Here is a 14,201-nt window from a genome sequence, read left to right as displayed (position 1 = left end):
AAATTTATTTTACTTATATGTAAATGCTTCTGAAGAAACGCCATAAATAATCACTCTTGTAACCGAAGACTGTCAGTTATCTGCTAACCTTTAGGTTACTATCATTTTTCCATAGCAGTATAAAATCTACATTTGCCTTACTTCCGAAAGAATTACTTCAATAAAAGGAAAACACAGATAAACTATTTCCAAAACCTTTTATTCCGGCAAAACTGCGAGAGGGTCAGGTCTGCAAAAAGAATGAGCTTTACAGTAATATCATATGAGCCTGTGAAGAAAATCTAATTCTAGGAAATTCGTATTTTTGTTTAATAATTTTTCTGCACTAATTATGGATAAAGCGGCTGACCTTCAGATAATAAACTATGGCGGGATTTTTCTATCCTGCTTTTCAGAAAGCGATACAAAGGACATCGATTCCCTGCCTGTCCATTATTTAAATTATGTCCTTTCAGGAGAACAGGTTATCCAAGACGGGGCTCAAAGTATTACTATAAGTGCTGGTGAAGCAGTTTTTGTAAGGCGTAACCACCGCACAAAAATAATTAAGAAAAGTAAAGATGGACAGCCTTATAGGGGCATCTCATTAGTATTTGAAAGAAGCATATTACGCGACTTTTACCAAAAACTGGATAAAGCTACTATTCCGCAGGATACCCAGATGCCAGATGAAAATTTTTTCAAGATTTGGCAGCGTCCCGAAATAATGAGCCTGTTTGAATCTCTCACTCCTTACTTTAATTCAAATATAAAACCATCTGATGCAGTTATAAATCTCAAACTATTAGAAGGGATTTACGGGCTTCTAAGTATATCTGATATCTATTACCGTATTCTCTTTGATTTCGCCAACCCTTGGAAGGTGGATATCCTTGAATTTTTAAATGACAATTATATGGACGAGCTATCGATGGAACAGATAGCAATCTATACGGGACGCAGCCTGGCGACATTTAAGAGGGATTTTAAAAAAATCAGCAATCTCAGCCCGCAGAAGTGGCTGATCAAAAAAAGACTGGAAACGGCCTATTTCCTTTTAAAGGACCAAAAAAGGAAAGTAATGGACGTATATGCTGAAGTCGGGTTTAAAAACCCGTCACATTTTTCAACTGTTTTTAAAAAGCAATACGGTATGCCTCCTACAGAAATATGATCTTTGCTGGTTGAGCTAGGCAGAAAGATAAAATGAGCCTCACAGGAATCGCCCTGTGAGGCTTTATAATTAATTTTGACATCTCTGCTTTGATCGTCAGTGCAGAATTAAAAATGTCCTTTATAAGGCACAACTCAAAGTTCACTTCAAATATTAAAAACTATGAAATACTCCAATTTTGTTTTAATTGTGCTGCTTTCACTCTGCTCAAAAACCATAGTCGCGCAGAATAGCACCTTGGCAAACCAGCCTGGATACTATCGTACACAGGTCTCTGAAGCTATCGTCTATTCACTTTTTGACGGCACATATCCCGTAAATGTTGGTGAAATTCTGCATGGCATCCCAAGAAAGGAGATTGCAGCGAAGATGCAGTCTGATAGTCACGACACAATCTATAATATTAATTTCTCAGCGTTCCTGATTGTCCTGAAAGAACAGCGCATCTTGGTCGACACCGGATGCGGGACATTTATGGGTAGCGGCGCAGGAAATTTAGTAACGAACCTGAAAGCAGTAGGCCTTGGCCCGGAGGACATAACAGCAGTCCTTATTACTCATGCACACGCCGATCACGTTGGGGGTCTTATCAATGCATCCAACGAACGGGTGTTTCCCAACGCAACTGTATACTTAAATAAGGCTGAAAAGGATTATTGGCTCAGTGCGGTCAATAAAAAAAATGCAGATGCATCCAACCAGCCGATATTTGACCAGGTTGAAAAAGCCTTGACACCGTACATAGCAGTAAACAAGATAAAAACGTTCTCAGCCGGATCTGTAATCATTCCCGGCATTTCAACCATTGATACTCATGGGCATACTCCCGGTTCTACTGCATACTTGCTGGAGAGTGGCAGCCAAAAAATGCTGTTTGCCGGTGACATTGTCCACATAGCGCCCGTACAGTTTTCCAATCCTGAGGTAACCATTGATTTTGATATTAGCCAGCCAACTGCTAAAGCCACCCGCGCGCGCGAATTTGAAATTATGGCATCCAAAGGCTACTGGGTTGCCGCACCACATATGCCGTTTCCCGGCATAGGACACATCAGTGCTGTAGGTGGCGGTTATAAGTGGGCACCAATTTACTTTGGGGACACTATCCAAAAAAAGCAATAACTCATACATTAATAACCTAATAGCAATACTTTTTTATCTGCACAGAAAGATAATTGCCATTTTTATGTATTAAATTAGAGTTACGGGATTCATTCCAATTAATCAACAAAATATAATTTTAAACTATTAAGATATGACTACTACAAAAACAGCACAGGCATTTGGAGCACAGACACCTGAAAGCTCATTAGAACAGCTAAGCATTTCGCGCCGCGAGGTTACGGCCCACGACGTCGAAATCAACATTTTATATTGCGGGGTATGCCACTCAGATCTTCATACTGCACGCGGCGAATGGCCAGGCAGCCTTTATCCGTGTGTACCAGGCCACGAAATTGTAGGAAAGGTAACTGCGGTCGGTCCACATGTTAAAAAATTCTCCATTGGGGATACTGTTGCAGTGGGGTGCATGGTTGACAGCTGTCGTGAATGTGCATCTTGTAAAGAAGGTCTGGAGCAATATTGCGAAGTTGGTATGGTAGGGACTTACAATGGCCCGGACAAATTCCTCTCAGGTCATACATTTGGCGGATATTCCGAAAGTGTGGTGGTAGATGAAAACTATGTACTGACAGTTCCATCGAATTTGGATCTTGCAGGAGCAGCACCGTTGCTTTGTGCCGGGATAACTACTTATTCACCTTTGAAACATTGGAACGTTGGTCCAGGTAAAACGGTGGGAATTGCAGGTATTGGCGGCCTTGGACATATGGGAGTGAAACTAGCCAAGGCTATGGGTGCCCACGTTGTGGTCCTAACAACCTCTGCATCGAAAATTGAGGATGCCAAAAGATTGGGTGCCGATGAAGTAATTATCTCAACTGATCCTGAGCAGATGAAAAAGTACGCAGGTAAATTGGATTTTATGCTGGATTGTATATCAGCGACCCATGACATTAATGCCTACCTTGGACTATTGAAAAGAGATGGATCTCTGGCATTAGTCGGAGCTCCGGAACACCCTATTCCAGTTGCAGCTTTCAGCCTGATCATGGGCAGAAAGAGCTTTTCAGGATCCGCGATCGGCAGCATCGGGGAAACGCAGGAAATGCTTGATTTTTGCGGTAAGCACAACATTTTATCAGACATTGAATTGATTAATATCCAGGATATTAATACAGCCTACGAACGCCTCTTGAAAGGAGATGTTAAATACCGATTTGTCATTGATATGGCGTCTCTGAAAAGTAATTAACAATAGCGATTATGGCACGAATTTTTATTACGGGATCATCTGACGGACTTGGACTTCTGACAGCTAAAGCCCTTTTGGAAAAAGGACACGAGGTTATCCTGCATGCACGCAATGAAGAGAGAAAAAGAGAAACGGAGAAGAAAGTAGCTGGCGCCAGAGTTCTCAGCGCCGACCTAGGCGATATCCAGCAGGCCATTCGTCTTGCAACTGAGGTCAATGCTCTTGGCCGTTTTGATGCTGTTATCCACAATGCGGGTGTTTATCAAGTTCCGGCAGACCAACTCCTGAAGGTCAATGTGCTGGCTCCCTACATCCTTACCAGTATGCTTATAAAGCCGAGACGCTTAATATATCTTAGTTCAGATATGCATACGGGAGCAAGTTCTGGGCTTGACCATTTAACCTCAAGCCGTATAACGTACTCTGATTCGAAATTATATGTATTGATGCTCAGCATGGCGGCAGCCCGCCTCTGGCCTGATGTATATGCCAATGCAGTTGATCCGGGCTGGGTGCCTACTAAAATGGGGGGATCAGGTGCGCCTGACAGCCTGGAGCAGGGTTACCAAACCCAGTTATGGCTGGCAGAAAGCGATGATATAAATGCTAAGCTGACAGGAAAATACTTTTATCATAAAAAAGAGCAGCAATGCAAGGCCGAGGCAAAAGACAGCTCTTTACAAGAGCAGCTTCTAGATATATGTGAAAAACTGACCGGGGTCAGCTTCCCTGCTTAATACATTTTTTAAAGTAAAAGCCTTTCTATCATGGAAAGGCTTTTTCAGTCTGTCGGGGCAAGCAGTCATCAAATTAAAAAAGAATAATGTCAATCAAAATTCCATTTTCTATCTGGACCAGGGATTTAAATAAATGCATATCTGCCTGAGCTACTTCCTTGTGATGTCTGGAAGTGGTTCTAAATTCAAAGAGGGCAAAACCTAAAGCAGTATACAGCTGGCCAAACTTCCATTTTGCAAAACTGGCGGCATCGGCATGCCTGAAGAGCTGTGACTCAATAAATTTTTCCCGTTCGCCTTCATGCATATCAAAATACTGCTTGCTGTGAATAAGGTAATCTTTGTAATCTTCAAGGTTATAGTCTTCCCAGATTAAAAATGCAATGCCTTGTGTGAAATCCCCTATATTCTGATACTGCATACTTTGCCTTATATCGGGGCTAATATTGAAAGGTTTCAATACGTATGGCACACTTCCTGCAGAAGTGGAAAGCTCCATTATCCTGGTTTGTATTTTCTCGAAGATCATATTTTTTAATAATTATTAATGGAGATTTTTGTATCAGGATTGTATCAAAAAGGCTTTGGTGTGCTTCAGGATTACTCAAGCTCGACAATACGGCTCTTTGGCCCCGAACATTTGCATGACTTAAGAATTGCGATCATCCAGAGGCAATGTGAAATAAGATCAATACTACTGGTGACAAAAATAATTTATATTTAAGGACAATATTTTACTCGTAATGTGAAGGTTACCTGCTAACCTTCTGCGATAGAAATAAATAAACAATTGAACTATCTCATTCTTCTAATTTATTATATTTCATACCTTTAACGGTTATAAATCAAAATAGCTTCTTGGAAAATATTACTGCTACCGAAATTTTAGAATTATTAGATAATACTGAGAAGATTATCTCGGTTTCTGCTTATGGAACCAAATTAATAGCCCATAAAACAATAACCGGAAGATTAGATATAGAAAACAAAAGAGTTAAAGAAACTGTAACATTTCTAAATTGCGCTTTTGAAGATCTTATTATTGAAAATACGCATTGTGATGATTCCATTGAATTTAGACAATGCACGTTTTTGAAAGATTTTAGGATAATTTTCCTCCATGCCCTTAATTTTAATCTGGAAAACTGCCAGTTTGAAAAAGCATTGATTATTCAAAACTGCAGATTAAGATATCTTATTTTTGACAGGGTCGAAGCCCAGAATGGGATAATGCTTGAAGGGGGACAGATTATCCTTTTAGACATAAAGCCCATAAGTGAAAAGACGAGTTTTTCATTTACGGGGATGTTTTTGCTTATTCATACACTTTCGGTTATATCACAGTCCGGAATAACAATATTTGCTAAAAACTCCATCATTAACATTATAAATTTAACTGGCTATCTTAACCTTTCTTCCAGATTGGATTTTAATCATATCAAAAATAAAAAGATTGCGATTTATGAATTAAACAATAGCGGAAAGATTTACTTTTCAAATTTAAAGCCTGTGGGAGTTGCAGGCTTTAAAGATAATACTCTTGCTCCCTATATTGAAGCATACCGTAATTCAGCATCAGCGGCAGAACGGGAACTGCAATTTCTCTCGATGATGGGTTTGAAAATTAGCACCTTGGAACTCCTTACAGGCAATTATCCCCTTTTTGGTTTCCGCGATTATATGGAAAAAAATCATTTTACTGAATTTCTTGTATATTTTGATACCCTGGAAGTTAAATTTCACATCCATAATTCTTCAGCAGGAATTATGGAACTTAAAGCAATAATGTTTGATAAATATCAAATTGAAATTATAAACTCTGACCTTTCAGCAGTAAAACTGCTCCACTCAAAAATACCGGACATTAAGGCTCAGGATGATTACTTAAATTATTATAATGTTTATAATGACTTATACAGTGCAGCAGTACGTCAGAACAATTCAAAAGATAAAGCCTACTACTACAAGATAGGACAGCAGTACTTGAATAAATACTTACGACACGCGCGATATGTAAACGATGGCGATTTAGGTTCACTGATTGCAATTACGGCATCACGAATATACAGCAGCCACGGTACAGACTGGATAAGGGCATGTCTAATGACGATGCTGACTGCATTTATTTTCTTCGGTTTTTTTACTGGAAGCCTTGAAAATATAAATCTGGATATGAGCAAAAGTGGAGCAGCTTATTTCTTTGAAGATATCCTGCCTTTTTTTCCTCAGTTTGTTAATCCGCTTCACAGAATAGATATTATGTCGGATGTAAGCCCATTGGGAGGATGGAGTGCCTTATTTGATTTTATTTCAAGAATATTTGTAAGTATAGGAATTTTTGAAATCGTGCGGTCTTTTAGAAAACACGTAAGACAATAGTATAAAGTAGTAAAGAAATACTCCGACGTTTTTAGCAACTTAAAATAATTGCTCACACGCAGGTTCAGGAATTTAAAATAAATTAAAGCATATGAACAAGACAGAAATTACCAATGAAGACATTGAGCAAATACTGAATAAACATTTGGGACTGGAATATTGGGAGTTTCAACTTGGTGTGGGCTTACAATATGAAAATGTACAGGGCAATATTAAATATTCTGCTCCGTACCCGGAAATGGGAAAAAAATTGTGGAAGGCTTTTAAGTTTGAGCTTTACGAACTTTTATGCGATAAAAAGCAAGGCACACCGCATGAATGGTTAAACGAACTTGTTTCAGGTGAAATAAGAAATCTGGTCGTTGGAATCAGCTCCGCCATTACTGCAAGGTACGAGGTAACTTTGGGTATAGCTGTACCATTAGCTGCGCTGGTAATTAAAAGTAATGTTTTAACCTATTGTAAAAATGCGCCAAAAAAGTCAAAAAAGAGTGTCGCAGAAATATTGAAAGGTAAAAAATAAAAAAACTGATAAGGCGTGCCTGCATTACGTTTGTATTTAGCACGAAGAGGTAATATACTATTGAACTTGTATTTAAAAGATTCGTAAAAAAAAGATATGTAAATATTATTTTGGTATAAATCTCACCAGGAGATTAAACAAAAAATTTGCTGAGATTCCCAGTTATAAAACAACGACCATGACAACCAATCATATTGAAGAAATATTTAGTGATTACATTACTACAGACAAAACACAGTTCGCAATTTTATTGAACGGGAGCTGGGGTTGTGGCAAAACCTATTTTTGGAAATACACATTAGAAAACATTGCTAAACAAAACGATTATAAAACCATTTATGTATCGCTGAACGGGATTAATAAAATAGAGACCCTTGACCATCAACTCTTCATCAAATTATTACCTTTCATCAGCAATCAGGAAAATAAAATAATAAGAAATGCTACTGCTTTTTTTGGCAATGTTTTTAATAAGCTCAGCAGTCACTACTTAAAATCAAGCTTGTCAGAAGTTTTTAAAGGTGTAAGTATTGACACTTTCAACTTTTCAAAATATATAATTTGTTTTGACGACCTGGAGCGTTGTCAGATCCCTGTTAAAGAAGTTTTAGGTTTCATTAACAATTTAGTTGAGCATAAAAACTTAAAGACAATTATTCTTGCTCACGAACCTGAAATTATAAAGGGGGATGGATATGAAAGAATCAAGGAGAAAATTATTGGCCGTGATTTGAAATTTGAGCTTGATATTGCTTCGACGTTGCCTAACCTTTTCGCAAAATACCAAGACAACACAGCATTTTATGATTTTCTATCTGGCCAAACAGCAGTAATTACGGATATTCTTATAGAGTACAAACAGGATAATCTAAGGATTATCAGCTTCTACCTGGATACCTTGTCGAAAATTTACCCTGGATTAAAAAATGCAGATCCAAAATATATTCAGGAAATAATTTTGTTTTCAGCAGTTATAGCTATTGAATATAAGAAAGGTGGTTTGCCTTCTTCGGATTACTCAGATTTTAAAGATCTAGATATTATTGACGAGCATTATTATTCGATCCACATCGCTAATACAAGCAGGAAATCAGGAAAAGAGGACAGCGATAGAGTCAAGAAGTATGCGGAAGTGTTTTACGAAAGATATTTAGAAAAAAATGTAAAAACATACTTTTTCTATCCCTCCATCTATTCGTATGTGCTGTCAGGCTACTTCGATAAAACACAATTTGAAGACGAGCTTAAAAGACGTTATCCTGAAATTATACCAAAAGAAACTCAGGCCTTTAGGGCGCTGCTGAACTATAAGTTTCGGGAACTTTCAGATGAGGATTTTAAAACCCTTACAAAGAATGTCCTTCAATATGCAGAAGAGGGTAAATATTTTATTTATGACTATGTGCAGATTGCAAATTTCTTTTACTATTTCATAAACAATAAACTTATTTCTGAATCCAAAGAAGAAATTGATGATGTGATAAAAAAAGGACTTGATTTAGCAAAAAAACAAAAGGCAATAAACAGCAAAATTCTTGATAACCTATTACACTTTGCTGATGAAAATCCTGATGTTACCGTTATAAAGAAGCTTGTAAAGGAAATTCATTATGAAATCAAAAAAGAAGAATATGTGGCAAATGGTAATGAGCTGATTGAATGTTTGGTCAATAAGGACGAGCTTGAATTGTCTGCTATTTTTAAAAAGCACGAATTATCAAAAGAATTTTTTCAATATGCTGATGACAAATTACTTTTCGAAGCGTTATTAAAAATTCCTAACAAGCAATTATTTAATTTTACGGAACTTTTGCAAAGCAGGTATACAAGCTCAAATATTGGTGAATTTCTTTTTGAAGACGCTGAGTTTCTCTCTAAACTCAATGTAAGCTTATCAACCTACCTGGATGAAAACGAAAATATCGAGCAACCGAGAAAATATTTACTGTCGTCTTTGGAAACGGGACTAATTGTTATAATAGATCATCTAAACAATACGCGGAAAAAGTAAAGCTGTGGAGTGTACAATTATAAGCCAAGGATTTTATTGTATTGTATTATCATTTTTAATACATTTACATCTATTAGTACATTGACTGACTGAAGATTAAATTGATCAGGGAAACAAAGGGCTCCAAGGTAAGTCATTATAAATGAGACCTATTCGGCTACCCTTTTTGGAAGAACACTTGAGAACACCAATAAAATCAACGAATTAAGGAATAGGCAGGTCGTCCTGCCACCCCGACAAAAGTCTTTTCATATTAATTGAAAAGACTTTTTTTTTGCACTAAAATTAAAATTAATCACGGATAGAACGCTTATCGTGTCCCGATTGAAAATCGGGAAGACCGCAGGTTCGAATCCTGCCACCCCGACAAAAGTCTTTTCATATTAATTGGAAAGACTTTTTTTTTGCACTAAAATTAAAATCACAGACAGAACGATTATTGCGTCCCGATTGAAAATCGGGAAGACCACAGGTTCGAATCCTGCCACCCAACAAAAGTCTTTTCATCCTTCCTATACTTTTTTCGTGACTTCTTGTTTTCTCTCTTTTAAACATTCTATTAAATAATAATCAATTATGTCTTTTTATACAATTAATAGAACTTCTTAAATACATCAGATTTTCACCAATTTATTCTCTTTGTGCAAAATTTTAAAAATGAAAAAAATATTCCTATATATTGTTTTCCTTTTTTCTCTCAGCATTTCGGCACAAGAATGTAGGGATTCGATAGAAGAAAAGACAGAAATTAAAAATCTTAAATTGTTCAAAGAAAATGCTCACGCCTCTTATTATCATGATAAATTTGATGGAAGAAAAACAGCAAGCGGCGTAAGATTTGACAATAGCAAATTGACTGCAGCTCATAAAAAACTTCCGTTTGGTACAAAACTAAAAATTACAAACGAAAAAAATAACAAATCAGTTATTGTGGTAGTTACAGATAGAGGTCCATTTATAAACGGAAGAGAAATTGACCTGAGTAAGAAAGCTTTTATGGATATTACCTCAAACAAAAAAAGTGGGGTCGTTTTCGTAAAAATTGAGATTATAGAAAATTAAATTCCATCTTTTTTTGTTATCCATCTAGATCATTTTTTTTCTTCTTAATTCTTTTTAAGCAAAAAAAACTTACCCTATTAAAATGTTATTATATTTACCAAATCATAACATGTTATCAAATACTATATGGAAGTTTTTCTTTTCGTAGTTTTATTTTGTTTTCTAATTTACATTCTCAATACGATAAAAAGTCGGTTTGATCATCTTGAAGACGACATTCAAAAGTTGAATAAAAAATTAGACCTTTTAAAAATAACTGAAAAACCGGCAGAAAATTTTTCGGTAAAACCTATTCCTGTAGTTAAGGAAGATCCAAAAATTATAAAAACAGAAGAACCTATCGATTTTTCTGCGCCTCTTACAACTGTAGAGAAAGAAATTCCGGAAATAAAAGCAGAAAAAGTTGTTTTTTCTATGGAAACAAAAGCTGCTCCGGTTATAGAAAAACCAAAATCTGTTATTCCTGAAGTTCCCGAAAAATCATTCTGGGAAAATTTCAAAGAAAAAAATCCGGATTTAGAGAAGTTTATCGGTGAAAACCTAATCAATAAAATTGGAGTTTTGATTCTGGTTTTAGGAATTAGTTATTTTGTAAAATACGCTATTGATAAAGATTGGATCAACGAGCCGGCGCGAGTTGGAATTGGTGTTTTATGTGGTGTACTCGTTATGGGAATTGCGCATAAACTGCGTAAAAATTATGCTGCCTTTAGTTCTGTAATTGTTGCGGGCGCTATTGCGATATTCTATTTCACGATCGGAATTGCTTTTCACGATTATCACCTATTCAACCAAACCGTTGCTTTTAGTATAATGGTGGTTATTACGGCTTTTAGCGCCTTGATATCATTATCATATAACAGACTGGAACTTGCTGTACTTTCCTTAATTGGCGGATTTGCAGTTCCGTTTATGGTGAGCACCGGTGAAGGAAATTATGTGGTACTTTTTAGTTACATTATTATATTAAATATCGGAATTCTGGCCATCGCCTATTACAAAAAATGGAATCTGGTTAATGTTCTTGCTTATATTTTTACTATTTTATTATACGGCGGATGGCTGTATAAAGATCTTGAATCTATCAAACCGCATTATATAGGCGCTTTGGCATTTGGTTTTGCTTTCTACTTTATTTTTATTTTAATGAATATCATTAATAATATCAGAACAAAAGGAGAATTCTCAAAAACACAATTGACTATTTTAGCCAGCAACACCTTTTTATTTTACGCAGCCGGAATGGCCATTTTAACGAATTTCCATCCGGAGTTCAGAGGTTTATTCACCACTATTATTGCACTATTAAACTTAACATACGCCTGGTTTTTGTACAAAAAATTCGGTCTCGACAAAAAAGCGGTTTATTTATTAATTGGGTTAACGCTAACTTTTATAACACTTGCTATTCCTATTCAGTTTGAAGGCAATTATATCACTTTATTCTGGGCTGCCGAAGCCGTTTTGTTATTATGGCTTTCGCAGAAATCAAAAATTGCAAGTTATCGTTTTGGTTCTGTAATTGTACAGGGGCTAATGATTATCAGCCTAATCATGGATTGGAATTTATTCTACAATAGCGATTTACCTTTAAAAATCGTAATGAATCCGATATTTACAACAGGCATTTTTGCATTTTCTTCTTTATTGGCAGCTTGGTTTTTATTGAAAAATGAAACCGAAAATATCAACTTTTTAAACATTACTTTTAATCCTGAAAAGTATAAACAATATGCTTTTATTTCAGGAATTATTATATTGTATTTAACTGGTTTACTCGAAGTTATTTTCCAGGCAAATACTCATATTGAAAGTACAAAAAGCGCTGTTGCATTGCCTTCAGTGTATCACTTATTATTCTGTGCGATTTTAACTTTCGCATTAATTAAAAAGAAAACAGAATTAAATTATGTATTGGCGACTATAATTGTAATTATCAATATTGTTTTATTTACTTTCGGATTTTCAAACTATGCTTTTTTCGAACACAAAGAAATCCTGACATCAGGCTACGGAAGACCGATAGCTTATTATTTGCATTATATTTCACTGGCCTTAATTGCATATTCTGCTTATCAATTATTCCAAATCAACAGAAACATAAGTTTTGAATTCTTCAAAAACCGTTATTTTGTTTGGGCAACGGCATTTTTCATCATTTATATCGCCAGTTCAGAAGTGATGCTTCATGGTCTTATTTTAATGAATTCTCCAATTACGCTACAAGATTTGCATGCGAGTGAACTTTATGCAACCAATAATAGCAAAGCTGATTTACTCTACCTTCGTTCATCTATTGCTGATGATATAATTAAAATTGCCAGAATTAAAATCATCAAAACCGGGTTTCCTGTTTTATGGGGAGTTTTAGCCTTTGTGTTTTTAATTATCGGAATAAAAAAACAAGTAAAAACACTCCGAATTATTGCGCTGAGTTTACTTGGACTGACTATTGTAAAATTATTTTTCTACGATATCAGCAACATTTCCGAAACCGGAAAAATTATATCCTTTATCCTCTTAGGGATTTTAATTTTGATAATCTCTTTCGTTTATCAAAAAATCAAAGTTTTAGTTATTGATGAAAACAAACATGATGAAACCAATGAAATTAAATAGTTTTTTTATTCTCTTATTGCTAACAAATCTTTCGTTTGCCCAGTTTCAAACAACGGGAAAAATAAAAGAAGTTACCGAAAATGGTTTTCATGAAATTATTTTGTCGCCCGAAATTCGTTCTTATTCAAAACAGGATTTAAGCGATATCAGGATTTTTAACGCTAAAGGAATAGAAGTTCCGTATTTTATTCAAAGCAATTCAGAAGCGTTATTAAGTACTTTTGAAGAATATGAAATTGTTTCAAAAACAGTTTTCCCGAAGAAAAGCACTTCGATTATTGTTGCTATTCCATCTGTTAAAAACAACAACCAGCTTTCGCTTTTTATTGCAAATGCCGACGTTGTAAAAAACTATTCAATATCTGGCAGTAACAATCAGGCAGAATGGTTCGGAATATCCAATTCACAAATTTTAGACAACTTAAACAGTTCTTCAGAAGCAAGCGTTGTTAAGACAATTTCATATCCGCTAAGTACTTATAAATATTTGAAAATTGATTTTGATGATCGAAAAACACTTCCTATTAATATTTTAAAAGTTGGTAATTTTAATACTCAACTTCAAAAAAATATATTGCAGGATATCAAACCGAAAAAAAACATACGATTTGAACTTCTTCTTCCTCAAAAACACACTCAATTACAGGTTGTTTTTGATGCACCACAAATTATCAATCAAATTGATTTTGAGATTTCGAGACCAACTTACTACAAACGCAAAGCTGTTATTTTCAAAAAAGTAAAACGAGAGTCGAAACGAAAAACTGAAATAATAGAGGAAGAAATTGTTTCATTTGAATTAAATTCAAACACAAAAAACAGCTTTACAATACCGGAAATATTCGAAAAAGATTTCTATATAAAAATCGAAAATAAAAACAATCAGCCTCTGACAATTACATCAGTAAAATACAGTCAAAAACCAGTTTCAGCTATTGTCGAATTATATGCAAATGAAAAATACAGCATAAAAACAGGCAATAAAAATTTGAATGAACCTGATTATGACCTTTCTGATTTTAAAAACAATATTTCCGGAAAATTATCTCAAACCAGCATTTACGATATTAAACAAATTTCTTCTTCAAAAAATCAAGTTGAAAACAAATCTTTTTGGCAGCAAGGATGGTTTATGTGGCTGTGTATAATATTGGGCGGAATTACAATTTTATACTTTACAGCGAGTTTAGTAAAAGATTTAAACGAGAAAAATTAAACCGGGCCAAAACTTTATTTTTGCTTCAAAATCAAAAACTGGAGTTTTATTCCATTTTAAAGACAAAACAGAAAGAATTTTCGGAGTCATTTTTTCTTTATTTTAAGAATTAAAATCCCCGAAACACGCACGAAACAACGGTAAATTAAAGTTTATCGAATGTTAACAAAAAGATTTTCAAAAA

At 35.2% G+C, this 14,201-nt stretch carries 11 protein-coding genes; 10 read left to right on the top strand and 1 reads right to left on the bottom strand.

Annotated features, from left to right (window positions below; genetic code table 11):
- The first annotated feature begins 331 nt into the window (after positions 1-331).
- The 4 genes from BUE22_RS15550 (at position 332) to BUE22_RS15535 (ending at position 4,207) form a co-directional block, all read left to right on the top strand.
- Positions 332-1,153, top strand: a complete 822-nt coding sequence (locus BUE22_RS15550; RefSeq protein ID WP_073396202.1) for a helix-turn-helix domain-containing protein — start codon at positions 332-334, stop codon at positions 1,151-1,153.
- 162 nt (positions 1,154-1,315) lie between these two features.
- Positions 1,316-2,275: an MBL fold metallo-hydrolase gene (locus tag BUE22_RS15545; protein WP_073396200.1), complete on the top strand. Its 960-nt coding sequence runs from the start codon at positions 1,316-1,318 to the stop codon at positions 2,273-2,275.
- Positions 2,276-2,408: 133 nt separating this feature from the next.
- The gene (locus BUE22_RS15540) at positions 2,409-3,470 is read left to right on the top strand and encodes an NAD(P)-dependent alcohol dehydrogenase (RefSeq protein WP_073396197.1); all 1,062 of its coding nucleotides are present in this window, start codon (positions 2,409-2,411) and stop codon (positions 3,468-3,470) included.
- 11 nt (positions 3,471-3,481) lie between these two features.
- Positions 3,482-4,207, top strand: coding sequence for an SDR family NAD(P)-dependent oxidoreductase (locus BUE22_RS15535; RefSeq protein ID WP_073396194.1), 726 nt, complete (start codon positions 3,482-3,484; stop codon positions 4,205-4,207).
- A gap of 73 nt (positions 4,208-4,280) precedes the next feature.
- Here the strand turns inward: BUE22_RS15535 and BUE22_RS15530 are convergent, their stop codons facing one another.
- A complete protein-coding gene (locus BUE22_RS15530) occupies positions 4,281-4,706 on the bottom strand; it encodes a hypothetical protein (protein ID WP_073396191.1) in 426 nt (141 codons plus the stop codon).
- Between the two features lie 359 nt (positions 4,707-5,065).
- Here BUE22_RS15530 and BUE22_RS15525 point away from each other — a divergent pair, with 359 nt between their 5' ends.
- The 6 genes from BUE22_RS15525 (at position 5,066) to BUE22_RS15500 (ending at position 14,017) form a co-directional block, all read left to right on the top strand.
- Positions 5,066-6,586 (top strand): hypothetical protein, encoded by a 1,521-nt coding sequence (locus BUE22_RS15525; protein ID WP_073396187.1) that lies wholly within the window; start codon positions 5,066-5,068, stop codon positions 6,584-6,586.
- Positions 6,587-6,677: 91 nt separating this feature from the next.
- Complete coding sequence (locus tag BUE22_RS15520) at positions 6,678-7,109, top strand: hypothetical protein (RefSeq protein ID WP_073396184.1); 432 nt, start codon at positions 6,678-6,680, stop codon at positions 7,107-7,109.
- A 178-nt stretch (positions 7,110-7,287) separates the two neighbouring features.
- A complete protein-coding gene (locus BUE22_RS15515; protein WP_073396181.1) occupies positions 7,288-9,120 on the top strand; it encodes a P-loop NTPase fold protein in 1,833 nt (610 codons plus the stop codon).
- Positions 9,121-9,777: 657 nt separating this feature from the next.
- A complete protein-coding gene (locus BUE22_RS15510; RefSeq protein WP_052483721.1) occupies positions 9,778-10,182 on the top strand; it encodes a septal ring lytic transglycosylase RlpA family protein in 405 nt (134 codons plus the stop codon).
- A 225-nt stretch (positions 10,183-10,407) separates the two neighbouring features.
- Entirely contained in the window at positions 10,408-12,801 is a 2,394-nt protein-coding gene (locus tag BUE22_RS15505) for a DUF2339 domain-containing protein (RefSeq protein WP_317043542.1), read from the top strand.
- Positions 12,764-14,017: a hypothetical protein gene (locus BUE22_RS15500; protein ID WP_073396175.1), complete on the top strand. Its 1,254-nt coding sequence runs from the start codon at positions 12,764-12,766 to the stop codon at positions 14,015-14,017. Before BUE22_RS15505 ends, BUE22_RS15500 begins: the two co-directional genes overlap by 38 nt.
- Positions 14,018-14,201 lie beyond the last annotated feature (184 nt).

Origin of the sequence: Flavobacterium pectinovorum (genome assembly GCF_900142715.1) — a bacterium.
GTDB lineage: Bacteria > Bacteroidota > Bacteroidia > Flavobacteriales > Flavobacteriaceae > Flavobacterium > Flavobacterium pectinovorum.
This window is presented reverse-complemented; position numbering and strand designations above follow the sequence as displayed.

What these genes read in the sequence shown, in the direction of transcription:
- BUE22_RS15500 (WP_073396175.1), top strand. Translation starts at nt 12,764, where the DNA reads ATGAAAACAAACATGATGAAACCAATGAAATTAAATAGTTTTTTTATT.
- BUE22_RS15550 (WP_073396202.1), top strand. Translation starts at nt 332, where the DNA reads ATGGATAAAGCGGCTGACCTTCAGATAATAAACTATGGCGGGATTTTT.
- BUE22_RS15545 (WP_073396200.1), top strand. Translation starts at nt 1,316, where the DNA reads ATGAAATACTCCAATTTTGTTTTAATTGTGCTGCTTTCACTCTGCTCA.
- BUE22_RS15540 (WP_073396197.1), top strand. Translation starts at nt 2,409, where the DNA reads ATGACTACTACAAAAACAGCACAGGCATTTGGAGCACAGACACCTGAA.
- BUE22_RS15515 (WP_073396181.1), top strand. Translation starts at nt 7,288, where the DNA reads ATGACAACCAATCATATTGAAGAAATATTTAGTGATTACATTACTACA.
- BUE22_RS15530 (WP_073396191.1), bottom strand. Translation starts at nt 4,706, where the DNA reads ATGGAGCTTTCCACTTCTGCAGGAAGTGTGCCATACGTATTGAAACCT.
- BUE22_RS15535 (WP_073396194.1), top strand. Translation starts at nt 3,482, where the DNA reads ATGGCACGAATTTTTATTACGGGATCATCTGACGGACTTGGACTTCTG.
- BUE22_RS15510 (WP_052483721.1), top strand. Translation starts at nt 9,778, where the DNA reads ATGAAAAAAATATTCCTATATATTGTTTTCCTTTTTTCTCTCAGCATT.
- BUE22_RS15520 (WP_073396184.1), top strand. Translation starts at nt 6,678, where the DNA reads ATGAACAAGACAGAAATTACCAATGAAGACATTGAGCAAATACTGAAT.